The organism is Micromonospora wenchangensis, assembly GCF_002210435.1.
In the GTDB taxonomy this organism is placed as follows: domain Bacteria; phylum Actinomycetota; class Actinomycetes; order Mycobacteriales; family Micromonosporaceae; genus Micromonospora; species Micromonospora wenchangensis.
In genome coordinates, this window is the sequence record NZ_MZMV01000013.1 from 86,158 (window position 1) to 102,953 (window position 16,796).

15 protein-coding genes are annotated in these 16,796 nt (G+C 70.7%); 8 read left to right on the forward strand and 7 right to left on the reverse strand.

Features of this window, described 5'->3' with window-relative positions; genetic code table 11:
- Nucleotides 1-101: 101 nt before the first annotated feature.
- Entirely contained in the window at nucleotides 102-2,450 is a 2,349-nt protein-coding gene (locus B5D80_RS10560) for a transglycosylase domain-containing protein (protein WP_281253454.1), read from the reverse strand.
- On the opposite strand from B5D80_RS10560, the gene B5D80_RS34775 reads away from it, so the two are divergent.
- The gene (locus tag B5D80_RS34775; RefSeq protein WP_281253455.1) at nucleotides 2,428-3,087 is read left to right on the forward strand and encodes a hypothetical protein; all 660 of its coding nucleotides are present in this window, start codon (nucleotides 2,428-2,430) and stop codon (nucleotides 3,085-3,087) included. The two genes, B5D80_RS10560 and B5D80_RS34775, sit on opposite strands and share 23 nt — an antisense overlap.
- A gap of 139 nt (nucleotides 3,088-3,226) precedes the next feature.
- On the opposite strand, the gene B5D80_RS10565 is transcribed toward B5D80_RS34775, so the two are convergent.
- Entirely contained in the window at nucleotides 3,227-3,673 is a 447-nt protein-coding gene (locus tag B5D80_RS10565; protein ID WP_088643634.1) for a DUF5318 domain-containing protein, read from the reverse strand.
- A gap of 175 nt (nucleotides 3,674-3,848) precedes the next feature.
- Between B5D80_RS10565 and B5D80_RS10570 the strand changes: the two genes are divergently transcribed.
- Both B5D80_RS10570 and B5D80_RS10575 read left to right on the forward strand, forming a co-directional pair.
- A complete protein-coding gene (locus B5D80_RS10570; RefSeq protein WP_088643635.1) occupies nucleotides 3,849-4,487 on the forward strand; it encodes a PadR family transcriptional regulator in 639 nt (212 codons plus the stop codon).
- Between the two features lie 23 nt (nucleotides 4,488-4,510).
- Nucleotides 4,511-5,590: an inositol-3-phosphate synthase gene (locus B5D80_RS10575; protein ID WP_088643636.1), complete on the forward strand. Its 1,080-nt coding sequence runs from the start codon at nucleotides 4,511-4,513 to the stop codon at nucleotides 5,588-5,590.
- Nucleotides 5,591-5,742: 152 nt separating this feature from the next.
- On the opposite strand, the gene B5D80_RS10580 is transcribed toward B5D80_RS10575, so the two are convergent.
- The 4 genes from B5D80_RS10580 to B5D80_RS10595 form a co-directional block, all read right to left on the reverse strand.
- The gene (locus tag B5D80_RS10580; protein ID WP_088643637.1) at nucleotides 5,743-6,129 is read right to left on the reverse strand and encodes a peptidase inhibitor family I36 protein; all 387 of its coding nucleotides are present in this window, start codon (nucleotides 6,127-6,129) and stop codon (nucleotides 5,743-5,745) included.
- A gap of 436 nt (nucleotides 6,130-6,565) precedes the next feature.
- Nucleotides 6,566-7,972 (reverse strand): hypothetical protein, encoded by a 1,407-nt coding sequence (locus B5D80_RS10585; protein ID WP_144081633.1) that lies wholly within the window; start codon nucleotides 7,970-7,972, stop codon nucleotides 6,566-6,568.
- Between the two features lie 198 nt (nucleotides 7,973-8,170).
- Entirely contained in the window at nucleotides 8,171-8,437 is a 267-nt protein-coding gene (locus B5D80_RS10590) for a hypothetical protein (protein ID WP_088643639.1), read from the reverse strand.
- Between the two features lie 563 nt (nucleotides 8,438-9,000).
- Nucleotides 9,001-9,480: a methylated-DNA--[protein]-cysteine S-methyltransferase gene (locus B5D80_RS10595; RefSeq protein WP_088643640.1), complete on the reverse strand. Its 480-nt coding sequence runs from the start codon at nucleotides 9,478-9,480 to the stop codon at nucleotides 9,001-9,003.
- A gap of 199 nt (nucleotides 9,481-9,679) precedes the next feature.
- Between B5D80_RS10595 and B5D80_RS10600 the strand changes: the two genes are divergently transcribed.
- From B5D80_RS10600 to B5D80_RS10615, 4 genes are read left to right on the forward strand one after another with little or no spacing between them, the layout of a single operon-like run.
- The gene (locus tag B5D80_RS10600; protein WP_088643641.1) at nucleotides 9,680-10,201 is read left to right on the forward strand and encodes a SigE family RNA polymerase sigma factor; all 522 of its coding nucleotides are present in this window, start codon (nucleotides 9,680-9,682) and stop codon (nucleotides 10,199-10,201) included.
- A complete protein-coding gene (locus B5D80_RS10605) occupies nucleotides 10,198-11,283 on the forward strand; it encodes a TolB-like translocation protein (protein ID WP_088643642.1) in 1,086 nt (361 codons plus the stop codon). The genes B5D80_RS10600 and B5D80_RS10605 overlap by 4 nt, the downstream gene beginning before the upstream one ends.
- Nucleotides 11,284-11,292: 9 nt before the next feature.
- Entirely contained in the window at nucleotides 11,293-11,835 is a 543-nt protein-coding gene (locus B5D80_RS10610; protein WP_088643643.1) for a hypothetical protein, read from the forward strand.
- A 28-nt stretch (nucleotides 11,836-11,863) separates the two neighbouring features.
- Nucleotides 11,864-13,384: a flotillin family protein gene (locus B5D80_RS10615; protein ID WP_088643644.1), complete on the forward strand. Its 1,521-nt coding sequence runs from the start codon at nucleotides 11,864-11,866 to the stop codon at nucleotides 13,382-13,384.
- Between the two features lie 58 nt (nucleotides 13,385-13,442).
- Here B5D80_RS10615 and B5D80_RS10620 read toward each other — a convergent pair whose 3' ends face one another.
- The gene (locus B5D80_RS10620; protein WP_088643645.1) at nucleotides 13,443-14,900 is read right to left on the reverse strand and encodes a CCA tRNA nucleotidyltransferase; all 1,458 of its coding nucleotides are present in this window, start codon (nucleotides 14,898-14,900) and stop codon (nucleotides 13,443-13,445) included.
- A gap of 126 nt (nucleotides 14,901-15,026) precedes the next feature.
- Between B5D80_RS10620 and murJ the strand changes: the two genes are divergently transcribed.
- A complete protein-coding gene (gene murJ / locus B5D80_RS10625) occupies nucleotides 15,027-16,781 on the forward strand; it encodes a murein biosynthesis integral membrane protein MurJ (protein WP_088643646.1) in 1,755 nt (584 codons plus the stop codon).
- Nucleotides 16,782-16,796: the final 15 nt, after the last annotated feature.

The following is a 16,796-nucleotide window of genomic DNA, read 5'->3' on the forward strand; positions in this document are numbered from 1 at the left end:
TCGCCCGACGTGGAGCACCCCACCCACGACATGCCGCTGCCGGCGACCGCAGGTCTGCGGGTCGCCAGCAGCGGCATAGACGCTCGTCGGTACGGGTCGGATCAGTCCCGGGCGCGTGGGGTCGGCAGCAGGCCGCCGCCGTTCCCGCCGGGGAGGTTCTGGTTGGGCGGGATCGGCGGATCGCCCCCCTGGTTCCCTCCCTGATTACCGCCCTGGTTCCCACCCTGGTTGCCGCCTTGGTTTCCACCCTGGTTGCCGCCCTGGTTCCCACCCTGATTTCCACCGCCGAGGAGGCACTGAAGGTCGGTCGGGGCGCAGTTCTGGCCGTTCGGGTTCGGCGGCGGCGGCGGGGGCGGCGGCGGGGTGCCGTTGCCGGACTCCGGGTCGCCGACGTTCGCCGCCGGCGGGAAGTCCAGCTTGTCCTCGCCCTTGAGGGCGCCGTTCATGACCCGTTCCCAGATCTCGCCGGGCATGGTGGCACCGCTGATGTTGTCGCCGTTGTTCAGCTTGATCGCTTCCCGCTTGCCCTTGTTGCCCACCCAGACGGCGGTGGCGAGCTGCGGGGTGTACCCGATGGTCCAGGCGTCACCGTTCTGGGTGGTGCCCTCCTTGAGCTCCCAGGTACCGGTCTTGGCGGTGGCCTTCCGGCCGTCCGCCAGGGTGTGGTTGATCCGGCCCGGGTAGTCCTTCAGCACGTCGGTCACGTCGGCGACCACGTCCGGGTTGATCCGTTTCTGCGGCTTGAGCTGCTCGCCGCCGAGCTTCTCCCACTTGCCGGTCTCCTTGTTCTGCTTCTCGGCGGAGATCAGGAAGTGGGCCTTGTTGTAGATGCCCTTGTTGGCGAAGGTGGCGATGCCGTTGGCGTGGTCGAGCACGGTGATCGGGTACTGACCGTAGGCGACCACGTGGTAGAAGGGGTCGGGTGCCAGATCGGCGGCCTTCTCCTTGGTCAGGTCGTGCCCCTTGGGCGGGTTCACGTTGGTCTGCCACATCATGCTGACCCCGGCCTTGGCCGCCATGTCGACGATCTTGTCAGGGCCGATGTCCAGGCTGACGTGGTAGAACGGCACGTTCAACGACTTCAGGGTGGACTCCCGCAGCGTGCAGGAGTCACCACAGCTGGGGTTGTCGGTACCGGCGTTGCTGACCCGGAACTTCACGCCCTCCGGGGTGAACGCCCGGCCCTTCCAGCGCGACTCGACGGACTTGCCTGCCTCCAGCGCCGCCGCCAGCGTGTAGATCTTGAAGCTGGAGCCGGGCGAGTGCCCGCCGGTGACGTTGCCGTTGGTGTCGGTGTTGGTGCCGGCGTAGTCGGTACCGGTGCCGTCGTCCCCGCCGTAGTAGCCGAGCACCCGGCCGTTGCGCGGGTCGATGGAGACCACGGCGGCCATCAGGTTCTTGCGGGCACCGTCCAACTCGGAGCCCTTGGTGCTGCGCTGGGCGGCGCCGGTGACGGCCTTCTGCACCTTGTTGTCGATGGTGGTCCTGATCCGGTAACCACCCTCGCGGAGCATCGCCGAACAGCGCGGCTTACGCTCGGTCACCTCCGCGTCGTTGTCGGTGCAGAGCTTCTTCTCCCGCATCTCCGCCGACACGTAGTTGATGACGTTACCGATCGGGGTGTTGACGCCGAACTTGACGCCCGACCGGGACTCCTTGGGGGTCTGCAACGTCTTCGTCGGGTACTCCGTCGGATGCGCCGGCCGGCCAGGGGCGTCGACCCAGTGCATCTCGATCATGTTCTTGATGACGTAGTCCCAGCGGCTCTTGGCGTCGGTGGGGTTGATCGACGGGTCGAAGCCCTTGTGCGTGCTGCTCGGCTCCGGCTGCTTGATCAAGGCAGCGAGCACGGCGGCCTCGGCCACGTCGACCTTCGAGACCGGCTTGCCGAAGTACGCCCACGCCGCCGCCTCGATGCCGTACGCGTTGCGACCGAAGTAGATGGTGTTGAGGTAGTGCTCCATGATCTGTTCCTTGGTGAACTGATCGTTGAGCTTGGAGGCGACGATCGCCTCCTTCACCTTCCGCGCGTACGAGTCGTCCTGGAGGTTCTCGTAGGCGTTGCGGGCGTACTGCTGGGTGATCGTCGAGGCGCCCTGCTTGTCGCCGTTGGAGAGGTTGTTCCAGGCGGCACGGGCGATGCCCTTGTAGTCGACACCGGCGTGCTCGTAGAAGTTCTTGTCCTCCGCCGCCGCCACCGCGTCCCGCATGTGCTGCGGGATCTGGTTGATCGAGACGAAGGTGCGGTTCTGCTCGCCGACCTTGGCGATGACCGTCTTGTTGTCGCTGGCGTAGATGGTGGTGGCGAGCGGCAGCTTGATCTGGTTCGGCAACACCACGGTGGTGGAGTAGTAGGTGAACCCGACCACACCGAGGCCGGCGAGCATGATGAAGACCGCGAAGCTGGCGATCAACAGGTTGATCCGCTTGCGCCGCTTCGCCCGCGCCATCGCGTCCGGGTCACCCGGACCGCGCCCGCGCCCGCCGCCACCGCCGTGGCCACGCCCCGGGCCGTTCGGCCCGTTCGGGCCACCCGGCCCGCCGCCGACCTGCGCGACGCCGGCCCGCGCCACGGAGGCCCGCCCGGCGGAGCCGACCGAGGCCGCGCCGACGCTGGCCCGGCCCGCGGAGGCCGTACCGACCGAGGCCCGGCCGGAAGGCCCGCCCGCCGGGGAGACCGGCACCGACGCCCGACCCGGGCTACCCCATCCCGGCGAGGCCGGGGAGACCGGCACCGAGGCCCGACCCGGCCCGGCCGGCGAGACCGGCACCGAGGCCCGACCCGGGACGGCCCGGCCGACCGGGGCCGATCCGGCGGCACCGCCTGTCGCGCGCGGCGGGGGGACGGCCGCCGAGGCCCGCCCGGTGGGCGCGGCACCGCCGACCGAGGCCCGGCCCGCCGGGGCCGAGCCCCGTGCGTCGCCGCCCCGTCGGGGGTACCCGTCGTCCGCCCCCGGTCCGGGGCCGCCGTTCGAACCCGGAACCTGGGCCCGCGCACGCGGGGAACTGGGATCGCCGTACGAGTTCATTCCTCACACCCTGCCGGTCGCGGTGGGACGCGGGGGCGTCACCACCGGGTTGCCGTGAGTTGACACACGCGTCGGGAGGCCGGCGCGGAGCCGGGGACGCGCTGCAAATTCCACATCATTCGGGCCATTCGGGCCGAGGGGCCGCCGGTCACGGTGACTGTGTCGTACGCCACCCGAGTCGACCGGATCAGCCAGGTTCACCGTTGCGCCTCTCGCCTTCGTCCCTGCGTGGCAGCGGTGGCGGCGTCCGCCGCACCCTGCTCCGGGCCGCCCTCGGCCAGCCCGTCCCGGCCGAGCAGGAACTGCTCGACGAGATGGTTCCAGTCACAGCCGAGGCACACCTCCACCACGAAGACCTGGAACTCACGCAGCGTCATCGCCAGCACGGGCAATTCGGCCAGGGAACGCGCCTGGCCGGCCGACTGCCTGAGTTCGTCCCCGTAAATGTAGTGGACGTGGGTCAGGTTCTCGCTCCGGCAGATCGGACACCGCTGCTCGGTCGGTTCGCCGTGGAAGCGGGCCGCGTTCTTCAGGTACGGCGACGCGTCGCAGACGTCGTACGTGCCGACCCGCCCGGCGTGGAGGTCACGCAGCACTGCCCGCTTCTGGAGCGAGTAGTCGACCACCTGGCGAGACGTACGCATGCGGCAAAGGGTACGCGCTCCGGTCGGGTGGGGCGACCACCGTCACGATCCGTGAAGAGCCCGGCGCGCAACGGGGGTTTGCCGGGACACCGATCGAGGTACTAACGTGCGATGTATCGGTCCGATACATCGAGGCGGTTAACCTTCCGTCCCGACGGCAGGGGAAGGGTGGCCCGTGCTGGAACTCGCCATCCTCGGCCTCCTCCAGGAGTCCCCGATGCACGGCTACGAACTCCGTAAGGAGCTCGCCGCCAAGCTCGGTGCCATCCGGGCGGCGATCAGCTACGGCTCGCTGTATCCGACCCTGCGCCGGTTGCAGGCGGCGGGTTGGATCACCGAGGCGGCCGGGACACCCGCCACCGCCGAGGAGGTTCCCGCGCTGACCAGCCGGCGCGGCCGGGTGGTCTACAAGATCACCGCAGAGGGCAAGGAACGGTTCGCCCAACTGATCGCGCAGGCCGGGCCGGAGACGTACGACGACACGGGTTTCGGCGTGCACTTCGCGTTCTTCGCCCGCACCGACCAGGCGACCCGGCTGCGCATCCTGGAGGGCCGCCGGCGCACGATCGAGGAACGTCGCGAAGGACTTCGGGACGTGCTGGGCCGGGCGGCCGAGCGGCTCGACGCGTACACCCTGGAACTGCAACGCCACGGCCTCGACGCCTGCGAGCGTGAGGTCCGCTGGCTGGAGGAGCTCATCGCCAACGAGCGCTCCGGCCGTGCCCCGGCCGCCCCGCGACCCGGGGTGGCCGACGGTCCACGAGACAACAACAGCCCGCCTCCGCCTGGAGAGTCCAGGAAAGAGCGGCCGTGATGAAGAAGAAGGAGGCAGACGCTATGGGCTCCGTCCGCGTCGCCATCGTCGGTGTGGGTAACTGCGCCTCGTCCCTCGTGCAGGGCGTGGAGTACTACCGCAACGCCGACCCGAACGACCGCGTCCCGGGTCTCATGCACGTCACCTTCGGCGACTACCACGTCTCGGACGTGGACTTTGTCGCGGCGTTCGACGTGGACGCCAAGAAGGTCGGCATGGACCTCGCCGAGGCGATCGTGGCCAGCGAGAACAACACCATCAAGCTCTGCGACGTGCCGCCCACCGGCGTCAGCGTCCAGCGCGGCCCGACCTTCGACGGCCTGGGCCAGTACTACCGCGAGATCATCGAGGAGTCGGACGCCGAGGCGGTCGACGTGACCAAGGCGCTGCGCGACGCCCAGGTCGACGTGGTCGTCTGCTACCTGCCGGTCGGTTCCGAGCAGGCGGCGAAGTTCTACGCCCAGGCCGCGATCGACGCCGGCTGCGCCTTCGTCAACGCGCTGCCGGTCTTCATCGCCTCCGACCCGCAGTGGGCGCAGAAGTTCACCGACGCCGGCCTGCCGATCGTCGGTGACGACATCAAGAGCCAGGTCGGCGCCACCATCGTGCACCGCGCGCTGGCGAAGCTGTTCGAGGACCGTGGGGTCGAGCTGCTGCGCACCTACCAGCTCAACTTCGGCGGCAACATGGACTTCATGAACATGCTGGAGCGCAACCGGCTGGTCTCGAAGAAGATTTCGAAGACCCAGTCGGTCACGTCCCAGATCCCGCACGAGATGGTCAAGAGCGACGTGCACATCGGCCCGTCGGACCACGTGCCGTGGCTGGACGACCGCAAGTGGGCGTACATCCGCCTGGAGGGTCGTTCCTTCGGCGACACCCCGCTCAACGCCGAACTGAAGCTCGAGGTGTGGGACTCGCCGAACTCGGCGGGTGTCATCATCGACGCCGTCCGGGCCGCGAAGATCGCGCTGGACCGCAAGATCGGTGGCCCGATCCTGTCGGCCTCCTCGTACTTCATGAAGTCCCCGCCGGTGCAGTACGCCGACCACGACGCGCACGCCGCCGTCGAGGGCTTCATCACCGGCGAGGTCGAGCGCTGACGCACCGACACCACCGTCGAGGGCCGGGTCCGTTCGGACCCGGCCCTCGCACATTCGGTCCGCCGTCTCCTGGTACGGCGACAGCCGCCGGCAGAGGTGCGCCCGGCAGGGTCGCGCCGGTTCCAGGATCGATCCGACGGGCTGTCCCTCGTTCAACAGACCCGGTAGACCTTGTCCGCCCTGTTCTGCTTCGGATAGACATCGCTGATGGATCTCTTCGAGGCGCTCACCGTGAAGAGCGGAGTGCCGTTGCTCTCGTAGAACGTCACCGAACCGCTTTTCAGGTTGTAGTAGACCGCTTCCGTACGGTTCTGCCAGCCCCAGGTGGCCAGGTTCTGCCAGCCGCAGTCGGACAGCTTCCCGTAGGGGGTGCCGAATCGCACGTCGTCGTAGAAGCAGAACCACCCGTCCGGGCAACTGGGGGCGGCGAGCACACCTGGCGATGCCGCAGTCGCAGGGGTGGCGGCGGAGAAGCTGCCGAATATGATCAGGAAATTGATCATCACGCCGGCCAGCAGGCGGCGAACGACACGGACCATGGTGGCTTCCCTCCCTCGGTCGAGCGACAGCAGGGCAGGTCGGGAGCACCTAATGAACGCTCCGAGATCGAGTGACGACGCTCCGTGACGCCTGTTGGCTCAGGGTAGAGTCGCGCCCCGAATGATCGCCAGGCCGGAAGGGAATCGCGATCGACCGCAGGACGGCTACGATCATCGATATCCGCTAAACTGTTTGCCGCCTCGGATCGGATGGATCAGACCCGGCGCCGGCGATCAAGGGCATGACCATGTGGGATCGACCCGTGGGCAGCGATCACCGGAACCATCCGCGCCGGAAACCGTCACCGGCGGCGTCATTCTTCACATGGCGCATCCCCGATTCGCCTTTTCTGGGCCGCGTTTCTGACACCTCGGCTCGACGGTACCGCCGCCCGGGGTGGGTTTCGCAGAAGACCCACCCTCCCCGGGCGGTTGCTCAGTCGTGCCTCTTCCTCAGCTCGCAGTCCACGAACGTGGTTCCGGATTCGACCACCGGCACCGGCGTCTCGGGACGTACGGTCTGCTCGTGGAACAGGAGCGCACCGCGAGCAGGGTCGACGACGAGCGTGTCCCGGGTGTCCATCGTCTCCTCCGCGGCTTCGCCGTCGATGCTGAACGCCAGTCCCTGCCGACCTGTCGCGTCTATCGACCAGTCACGGAACACCAGGCCAGGTAGACCGGCAAGCACCCGCAGGACCGCCGCTCGCTGTGCGGAACCGAGACAGTGCTCCTTGTTGAGGTTGGCTATCCCCCGGAGCACGGCCAGCGACTCGGCCGTTGATCCCGGCTCGGCTCCCTGATCGACCAGGAGCTGCCGGCTGAGTTCCCGGGGGTCCGTCGACGGGTTCGGGACCCGCAACCGGGTCAGCGCGGAGGCAGTGCACTGTGTCGGCTCAGGCTTCCGCCGGTCGTTCGCGTCGATCAGCGTGCTGGACTCGCAGTCCTGGCCGTCAATGATGGTCCTCCGGAACTCCCGTTTCTCGTAGTCGTCCACCTGGGACGAGGTGGTCGTCCGGGAGACGACCAGCCGGGTGAGCACCGCATCCTCCCGGGCGAACGCCGACTGCGGTGTGACCACTATCCGCTGGCCCAGCACGAAGACCTCGTACCGACCGTCCGGCGCCTCCTCCACCACCGGGCCGCCGGTCTGCTCGTTGTCCGGCGTGACCCGGTCGCGCCTGCGGTCGGCCGTCGCCATGCCCAGGAGAACCAGGGAAACGGCGGTTAGTGCCACCGCCGCCAGCATGTGCCACCGCCGCCGGGATGGTCGCACGATCGAGGGCCCAGGAGTCCCCTCGGCCGCCGCACCCGAGGCGATCACTGCGTCTGCCGTCGGGGCCGACGCGACGAGCAGATCAGGCAACGGGTCCTGCGGTTCCGTCTGCTGTTCGCCGAGGCGATCGGCCAGCACACACCAGGCGCGAACCTGGCTCTCGTGTGCACCGAGGCAGAGGACGAGGTAACCCAGTGCATCCGGATCGAGGGCGACCTCGCCGGCCAGGATGGCGTCAACCTGCGCTCTTCCCGGCACCGAACCCGACAACGCGCCCTTCAGTCGCTGCCCACTCACCGCGTCGAGTCGCCGTTCGAGTTCCTCGTCGGTCAGCCGCTGCTCCGCCCTGAGCCGACGCAGCGCGGCGAGCAGACCTGACGACGAGGCGATGCGGCCGTCCGGCTCGAACCGCTCGGCGGCCTCAACTGCCTTCTCGCGAAGTCGTCGCCAGTCACGCGCGACCTCGTCGGTGACGCCGATACCGACGAGGAAGGCGTCCAACACATGCGACGTGGGGATCCTCCGACCACTGAGGTTCTCCGACAACGTACTCGTGCTCACGTCGCCCATGCGCGCCACGCGTTTCATGGGCGGCTCACCAGCGGCCAGGTACGCGCCACGCAGCTCTTGAGCGAGTCGGGCGGCCGGGCCGAAGCCCACCACCGGATTCAGCGGCCGGCCCGTCCTCCTGGTTATTCCGTGTTCGGTCGGCGGTGCCGCCGGGCTGTGCACTCTCGTTCTGACCTTCCTGCGTGCGTAGGACGACCGTCACCGGCCTTCGGGAGTCTGTCCGTCGGATCGACCCGCCGGTTCTGCGACGTCCCGGCCTCCGGGGCCGGTCTCCGCGCCCAGGATGTCGAACAGCCGGCGCAGCGTCCGCTGGTGGCTGCGGCCCCAGGCCTGCGACGTCCAGCGGGCCATCTGGACCGCGACGATTCCCAGGATCGCCGGCATGGCGACCGCCACCCGCCAGGACCCGCCGTCGCGCATCACCAGCGCCGAATAGATCATCAGCATGGCCAGCAGAACGGCCACCAGGGCACCCCCGTCGGTCCCACGCCGCCGCGGACGGCCGCCATCCAGCTGCTGTCGAGAAGACATGTCGGAACTCCTTGCCGGCACGACGGTGTCACGTCGCGCGTTGGTTCGTTGGAAGATTCGGCGCAGGGAGTCGGATCCGACGGAACACCGTCGTCGAACTCCCGCCCGCACCTCCGATCTTGCTCCCCCCACTCGCCGAATCTCAATGCCGGACTGAGTCATCACGCAGCCCAGATAATTGCTTCCGGGAACAACATGGTGATTGTTCGGGAGGCGACAGAGGCGGGTTCCTGCTATTCGGGCAGGCCAGCCGAAAAACTCGCCAGATAGCTGTGAGCTGGGAATTCATCAACCAACGACGGGCTCGTGCCCGGCTGGCCGACCACCATCCGAGCCAGGGACCACGGTTGTCCGGCGGCGATCGCCCAAGCGCCCCACGCCCGGCACGTGCTTCCGGCCCCGCACCTCGTCCCGCTGCCGCCGGCCGCTCAGAAAAACCGAAAAACACCGCCGTCCACGCCCACCCGGTTCTGCCGCGCTGATCGGCGATCTGATCGTCACGACCAGGCGCGGCGCAGCGCCACCCCGGCCTCCAACTCCAGCAGGGTGACCTTGCGGGGCAGGCCGCCGCCGAAGCCGACCAGTTTGCCGCCCGCGCCGACGATCCGGTGGCAGGGCACGATCACCGGGACCGGGTTGCGGTTGCAGGCCACCCCGACCGCCCGTGCCGCGCCCGGGTCGCCGACCAGCCGGGCCACCTCGCCGTAGGTGAGCGTCTCCCCGTACGGGATGCGGGTCATCTCCCGCCAGACGGCGCGCTCGAACTCGGACCCGCGCGGCACCGTCACCGGCACGGTGAACCCGGTCAGCTCACCGGCGAAGTACGCCCGCAGTTCCGCGACCGCCCGGCCGGCCAGCCCGTCGGCGGGTTCGTCGTCGGCCGACGCGACCCGGCCGAAGTGCGTGCCGCAGACCGCCGTGTCGTCGGTGGCGACGGAGAATTCCCCGATCGGCGAGTCGAGCACGGTCCAGCGCATACCGCCATTCTTCCCGCCCCGACCGACACCGGGAGCGGGGGCCGGGCCCGGAGAGGGCGCGGGACCGGCCCACCACGCCGGACCAGCCGGACGTGCCGTCCGTCGTCTCCGGCCACCCCACGGAGCCGGCGGCGACGAAACACCTGCGGACGGGGCAAGGTTTCCGCGCCGCCGAGCGTCTTCGGTACGGAGGTGAGCGGTGACCGAAGGCACCGACGGGGAGTTCACCGCGTTCGTCAACGAACGGGGGGACGCGCTGCTGCGCGTCGCGTACGCGCTGGCGGGCAGCCAGCACGCCGCCGAGGACCTGCTGCAGAACGCGCTGGCCAAGGCGTACGCCCGGTGGCCCCGGATCCGGGGTGACGCCGAGCCGTACGTGCGCCGGATCCTCTATCACGACCAGGTCTCCGGCTGGCGACGGCTCGCCCGGCGACGTGAGGTTCCGGTGGCGGTGCTGCCGGAACGGCCCGGCGAGCGCAACAGCAGCCACGACAGCGAGCTACGGATGCTGCTGCGCGACGCGCTCCGGACGCTGCCGCCCCGGCAACGGGCGGTGTTGACGCTGCGCTACCTGGAGGACCTCAGTGTCGAGCAGACCGCCGCGATCCTCGGCTGCCGGGCCGGCACGGTGGCCAGCCAGGCGTCCCGCGCGCTGGCCCGGCTGCGGGAGCTGGTGCCGTCCTTCGACGATCTCGTCAACAGCCCGGAGGTGAAGCGATGAGCCGACGGGTGGAGGACGCGCTGCGGGCCGCCGTACACGATCTCGCCGACGAGGCGCGGCCGTCGCCCCGGCTGGCCCTGGCGGCGCTGGCCCGGGGTCGTCGGCTGCGTACCCGACGCCGGGTCGCGGTGGTCGGCACGGCGGTGGTGGCGGCGGTTGCGCTGGTGGTGCCGTTCGTGCTGCTCCGGCCGGAGCGCCCGGTCCAACCGGTACGGCCCACGCCGAGTCCCACCCCCGGTACGACGCTGCTGCCCGCCCCCGGTGCCGACTGGCCGGCCCGGCCGTTGGCGCTGCCCGGTGGCTGGGTGGTCACCGGCGGCCTGTCCGGCGGTACCGGGTACGTGCTGGACCGCACCCGGTCCCGCTACGTCCGTGCCGGCGGACACGCCGAGGTGTGGCCGGCCCCCACCGGCACGGTCACCGCCGTGCGGGACGAGCAGCGCCCCGGCCAGCTCGGTCTCGCCGACGCGGCCACCGGGAAGCTGCGCTGGCAGCGGGTCCGGGGGGCGCTGGACGTCCAGTGGTCGCCGGACGGCCGCCGGTTGGCGGTGACCGTCCTACGAAGTGGGGTGCACCGGCTCGGCGTGCTGGAGGTCGGCGGGCGGTACCGGGAGTACCGGATCGACCCGGTCAGGTACCGCTGCACCGACCACTGCGCCTTCACCTGGAGCCGGGACGGCCGGGAGGTGGCGCTGCCGTTGACCGACAGCTTCGCGCCCCGGTCCGAGCAGCTCCGCCATCCGCGCTGGGGGGTGCAGTTCTTCTCCGCCGACGACGGGCGGCCGACCCGGTTCGTGAAGATCCCCGGCGATCCGGCCGGCCCGTGGTCCTGGTCGCCCGACGGGACCCGGGTGGTGGTCCAGGGGCAGCGGGAGCCGTTGCTGGTCGACGCGGTCACCGGCACGGTGCTCGGCACGCTCCCGGTGGCCGAGGTCGCCTGGGTCGGCGACGACCGGCTGCTCTACCGGCGGCCGGGTGGTCACCGGGACGTCGTGCTCGCCGACCCCGCCGGACACGAGCTGCAACGGTTGCCGCTGCCGCGGGAGTTGGCCGAACGGACGGTGTCCGTCGCCCCCAAATGATCACGCGGGATGTTGCGTCGGGTCGCTACCGTGCAGGTCGTGGCCACGGGGACGCTCATCTTTCTGATCATCGGTGGGGCGGGCGTCGGTGTGCTGGCACTCGCTCTACTCGGCGGTGAAATCCTGCATTTCGGCCATCCCGACGTCGACGGTCCGGTCTCCGTCGAGGCGGTCGCCGGTTTCCTCGGCGCGTTCGGCTTCGGCGCGGCCATCGTCAACGAACTGCTCGGCGGGGGTACCCCCGGGATGATCGCGGCGGCGGTCGGTGGCGGCACGCTCGCCGCGGTGCCCACCGCGTGGCTGGCGGGGCGGCTGAGCCGGGCGGCGCGCGACATGCGTACCGACGCCACCCCCACCCGGGATGACCTGGTCGGCGCGCTCGGCCTGGTGGTCACCCCGATCCCGGCCGGCGGCTACGGCGAGGTCCGGGTACGCGTCGCCGGCCAACCCGTGAAACTCAACGCCCGCGCCGACCGGCCCATCCCGCTCGGCGCGCAGATCTTCGTGGTGCAGACGCTGAGCGAGACCAGCGTGCACGTCGAGACCTACTGACCCCTCTTCTCGCAGAGACGGAACCACCATGCCTCTCCTCATCGCCATCGTCGGCGCGGTCGTCCTCGTCCTCGTCCTCGTGTTGTTCGTGCTCTCCCGGATCAAGGTGGCCGGCCCGAACGAGGCGTTCATCGTCACCGGCCGCAAGGGTCGGACCACGCAGACCGCCGACGGCGGCCGGTCCACCGACAACTCCGGCCAGAAGGTCGTGCTCGGCGCGTCGGTCTTCGTGCTGCCGGTGGTGCAGAAGCTCCAGTCGCTCGACCTGTCCAGCCGCCGCATCGACGTCGGCATCCGGGGCGCGGTCAGCAAGCAGGGCATCCGGGCCGACCTGCACGGTGTCGCCATCGTCAAGGTCGGCGGCACCGAGGACGCGATCCGCGCCGCCGCCCAGCGCTTCCTGCACCAGCAGGACGAGATCGACAACTTCACCCGGGAGGTGCTGGCCGGCGCGCTGCGCTCCATCGTCGGCCGGCTCACCGTCGAGGAGGTCATCCGGGACCGGGCGGCGTTCGCCAACGCGGTCGCCGAGGAGGCCGAGCACTCGATGACCAACCAGGGGCTGGTGCTGGACACCTTCCAGCTCCAGGACATCCTGGCCGAGGGGTCGTACCTGCAGGATCTCGGTCGGCCGGAGGCGGCCCGGGTGCTCAAGGACGCGGCCATCGCCGAGGCGCGCGCCCGGCAGCAGGCCGAGCAGGAGCGGCTGCTGGCCGAGGAGGCGATCGCCGAGGCGAACCGGAACCTGTCGCTGAAGCAGGCCGCGATCCAGGCCGAGATCGACGCCGCGAAGGCCAAGTCGGCGGCGGCCGGCCCGCTCGCCCAGGCCGAGCGGGACCAGGCGATCCTCTCCGAGCAGCAGAAGGTCGCCGAGCGCAACGCCGAGCTGAAGCAGCGGCAGCTCGACACCGAGGTCCGTAAGCCGGCCGACGCGGCGCGGTACAAGGTGGAGCAGGAGGCGGAGGCGTCCCGCAACGCGGCGGTGCTGAACGCCGACGCGCAGCGGCAGGCCACCATCGCCGCCGCCCAGGCCGCCGCCGAGCAGGCCCGGCTCACCGGTGAGGGTGAGCGGGCCCGCCGGGCGGCGCTGGCCGAGGCGAACGCGATCGAGGGCGCCAAGGAGGGTGAGGCTGAGCAGCGGCGGCGGTCCGCGATCGCCGAGGCGGTCGAGCGGGAGGGTCAGGCCGAGGCCACGGCCATCCTGGCCCGGGGTCAGGCCGAGGCCGACGCGATGGCCCGCAAGGCCGAGGCGTTCGCCGCGTACGGCGAGGCGGCCGTGCTCGACCTGCTGGTCAAGGTGCTGCCGCAGGTGGTCGAGGCGGCCAGCGCCCCGATCGGCGCGATCGACAAGATGACGGTGATCTCGACCGACGGGGCGTCGTCGCTGACCAAGTCGGTGGCCGGCAACGTGGCCCAGGGCCTCCAGCTCGGCTCCGACCTCACCGGCATCGACCTGGCCGGGCTGCTCGCCAAGCTGGGCGCGGCGTCGGCCGGGTCCCCGGCCAACGGCAAGCCGCCGGTCGAGGGCAGCGCGGTCGAGACCCGCTGACCCGTACGCGACGAGGGGCCGTCCGGCGTGTGCCGGGCGGCCCCTCGCGTCGTTCAGGTCAGCTCAGGCCCTGCTCGGCGGCCCAGCGCCGCAGTTCCGCCTCGGCCTCGTCGCGGTCGAGCGGGCCGCGTTCCAGGCGCAGTTCCTTGAGGTGCTGCCAGGCCCGGCCGACCACCGGCCCCGGCGGCACCCCGAGCAGTTCCATGATCGCGTTGCCGTCCAGGTCGGGCCGGACCCGGGCCAGGTCCTCCTCGGCGGCGATCCGGGTGATCCGCTCCTCCAGGGCGTCGTAGTCGGCCGCGAGCTGGGCCGCCTTGCGCCGGTTGCGGGTGGTGCAGTCGGAGCGGGTCAGCTTGTGCAACCGGTCCACCAGGTCACCGGCGTCGGTGACGTACCGGCGGACGGCCGAGTCGGTCCACTCGCCCCGGCCGTAGCCGTAGAACCGCAGGTGCAGGCCGACCAGCTTGGTGACCTGGGCGGTGACGTCCTTCGGGTAGCGCAGCGCCTTCATCCGGTTCTTGGTCAGCCGGGCACCGACCACCTCGTGGTGGTGGAAGCTGACCCGGCCGTCCGGCCCGACCGCCTTGGTGGCCGGCTTGCCCACGTCGTGCATGAGCGCCGCCATCCGCAGCACGAAGTCGCAGCCGTCCGTCTCGTACGACACCGCGTTGCTCACCACGGTCAGGGTGTGCTCGTAGACGTCCTTGTGCTGGGCGTGCTCGTCGATGGTGAGCTTGAGGCCGGTCAGCTCGGGCAGGAACCGGTCGGCCAGCCCGGTGTCGACCAGCAGCCGCAGCCCGGTGATCGGGTCGGCGCCGCACAGCAGTTTGGTGAACTCGTCGCGAACCCGCTCGGCGGTGATCCGGTCCAGGTCGGCGGCCATCGCCACCATCGCCGCCCGCACGTCGGGGTGGACGGCGAAGCAGAGCTGGGCGGCGAACCGGGCGGCCCGCAGCATCCGCAGCGGGTCGTCGCCGAACGACTCGGCGGGCGTACCCGGGGTACGGATGATCTTCGCGGCCAGGTCGTCCAGCCCGCCGTACGGGTCGGTGAACCGGTGGTCGGGGAGGCTGACCGCCATCGCGTTGACGGTGAAGTCCCGCCGCTTCAGGTCGTCGGTGAGGTTGGTGCCGTACTCGACGACGGGGTTGCGGCTGACCTGGTCGTACGCCTCCGCGCGGAAGGTGGTGACCTCCAGCCGGAGGCCGTCGCGCTGGCAGCCGATGGTGCCGAACTCCCGACCGGTCTCCCAGATCGACTCGGCCCAGCCGCGGACGATCCGTAACGTCTGCTCGGGGTGGGCGTCGGTGCAGAAGTCCAGGTCGTCGCCGAGCCGACCGAGCAGGGCGTCGCGGACGGAACCACCCACCAGGTGCAGTTCGTGGCCGGCGCGGGCGAACCGGCGGCCCAGTTCGTCGGCGACCGGCGAGACGCGGAGCAGTTCGGCGACGGCGTTGCGCTGCACGGTGGTCAGTTCACGGCGTGCGGCGGCGTGGGGTGTGGAGGCTTCGGACATGGGATCGCCAGCCTATCGGGCGGGGACGGGAACCGATCCGCCGGGCGCGGGTGTCGGGTGCGGGTTGACTATGGTCATGGACGTGCGGACCGGTGCCGGCTCCGACGTACCCCGGGGAGGCTGGAGATGAGCGGCGGGCTCTACCGCAGCGCGAACGCCGCGCAGGGGGGTGACGGTCCCCGGCCGTACGACGACGGGGCTACCTTCATCTCCGCCGAGCCGTTGAACCAGCCGGGGGTGGAGGCGACCGCACCGCCGCAGGAGGTGGTCGCCGAGACCAGCGCGGCGGCGAACAGCGCGGTGATGGCGGTCGGCAGCCTGGTCAGCCGGGGCACCGGTTTCATCCGGAACCTGATGATCGGCGCCGCGCTGGGCAGCGCCGTCGGCGACGCGTTCACCACCGCCCAGTTCCTGCCCAACCAGGTGTACGAGTTCCTGCTCGGCGGCGTGCTGACCAGCGTGCTGATCCCGGTGCTGGTACGCCGCCGCAAGGCCGACCCGGACCGGGGCGAGGCGTACGCCCAGCGGCTGCTGACCCTCGCGGTGCTGGCCCTCGCGGTCACCGTGGTGCTGGCGCTGCTGCTGGCCTCGACCCTGACCACGCTCTACGCCGGCGGCAAGAACGCGGCCTACACGGGCCTGGTCACCAACCTGTCGTACCTGATGCTGCCGATGCTGTTCTTCACCGGCGTCAGCGCGTTGATCGCGGCGGTGCTGAACACCCGGGGGCACTTCGCCGCGCCGATGTGGGCGCCGATCCTGAACAACCTGGTCGTCATCGGCACGTTCGGCCTCTACATCGCGGTGTACGGCGCGCGGGCGCTGGGCCCGGAGGAGATCGGCTGGGACCGCATCCTGCTGGTCGGCGGGGGCACCCTGCTCGGCGTGGCGGTGCAGGCGGCCGGGCTGCTGCCGGCGCTGCGCAAGGTGGGTTTCCGGTGGAAGCTGCGGTTCGACTTCCGCGAGCTGGGTCTGCGTGAGCTGGCCCGGCTCGGTGGCTGGATGTTCTGCTACGTCGCGGTCAACCAGCTCGGCCTGTTCGTGGTGGTCAACCTGCTCACCCGGGCCGCCGGGGGCGACGAGAACAACGCCGGTCTGCTGATCTACAACAACGTCTTCCTGCTGCTGATGATGGCGCACGGCATCATCGCCGTCTCGATCATCACGGCGCTGATGCCCCGGATGAGCGCCGCCGCCGCCGAGGGCCGGTTCGCCGACGTCACCGCCGACCTGTCCCGGGGCACCCGGATGGTGACGGCGGTGCTGGCCCCGATCGCGGTCTGCTACGCGGTGCTGGCCGGTCCGGTCTCCGTGGTGGTCTTCCGGTACGGCGCGTTCACCGGTGACAACGCGCTGGCCACCTCGCTGGTGCTGCTGGTCGCCGCGTTGGGCCTGGTGCCGTTCGCGATCAGCCAGCTGTTCACCTTCGCCTTCTACGCGCTGCCGGACACCCGTACCCCGGCGCTGGTCAACATCCCGGTGGTGATCCTGCGGGTGGCCGTGCAGATCGGGGTCTTCGTCGCCTTCTCGGCCACCTTCGCGGCGGCCGGCATGATGCTCGGCAACGCGATCTCGTACGTGGCGGCGGCGGTGCTCTCGGCGATGCTGCTGCGGCCCCGGGTGGGCCGGATCGGGTTGGGCCGGATCATGCGGACCATGGGCAAGGTGCTGGTGGCGGCGCTCGGTGCGGCGCTGGTCGGCCTGCTGGTGGTCAACCTGCTGCCCGGCGACCCGGGCAACCTGAGCTGGACGGCGGCGGCGGTGCGGCTGGTCCTCGGCGGGGTGGTGATCGGCGGGACGTATCTGGGCCTGGCGATGGTGCTGCGGATCGGCGAGATCACCGAGGTGGTCGCGATGGTGCGGCGGCGGCTCGGCCGCTGACCCGCAGGCCAGTCC

Bases quoted from the DNA above. Each gene is read 5' to 3' on its own strand.
- B5D80_RS10560 (WP_281253454.1), bottom strand. From the start codon at position 2,450: ATGGCGCGGGCGAAGCGGCGCAAGCGGATCAACCTGTTGATCGCCAGC.
- B5D80_RS10565 (WP_088643634.1), bottom strand. From the start codon at position 3,673: ATGCGTACGTCTCGCCAGGTGGTCGACTACTCGCTCCAGAAGCGGGCA.
- B5D80_RS10575 (WP_088643636.1), top strand. From the start codon at position 4,511: ATGGGCTCCGTCCGCGTCGCCATCGTCGGTGTGGGTAACTGCGCCTCG.
- B5D80_RS10580 (WP_088643637.1), bottom strand. From the start codon at position 6,129: ATGGTCCGTGTCGTTCGCCGCCTGCTGGCCGGCGTGATGATCAATTTC.
- B5D80_RS10585 (WP_144081633.1), bottom strand. From the start codon at position 7,972: ATGGGCGACGTGAGCACGAGTACGTTGTCGGAGAACCTCAGTGGTCGG.
- B5D80_RS10595 (WP_088643640.1), bottom strand. From the start codon at position 9,480: ATGCGCTGGACCGTGCTCGACTCGCCGATCGGGGAATTCTCCGTCGCC.
- B5D80_RS10605 (WP_088643642.1), top strand. From the start codon at position 10,198: ATGAGCCGACGGGTGGAGGACGCGCTGCGGGCCGCCGTACACGATCTC.
- B5D80_RS10610 (WP_088643643.1), top strand. From the start codon at position 11,293: ATGTTGCGTCGGGTCGCTACCGTGCAGGTCGTGGCCACGGGGACGCTC.
- B5D80_RS10615 (WP_088643644.1), top strand. From the start codon at position 11,864: ATGCCTCTCCTCATCGCCATCGTCGGCGCGGTCGTCCTCGTCCTCGTC.
- B5D80_RS10620 (WP_088643645.1), bottom strand. From the start codon at position 14,900: ATGTCCGAAGCCTCCACACCCCACGCCGCCGCACGCCGTGAACTGACC.
- murJ (WP_088643646.1), top strand. From the start codon at position 15,027: ATGAGCGGCGGGCTCTACCGCAGCGCGAACGCCGCGCAGGGGGGTGAC.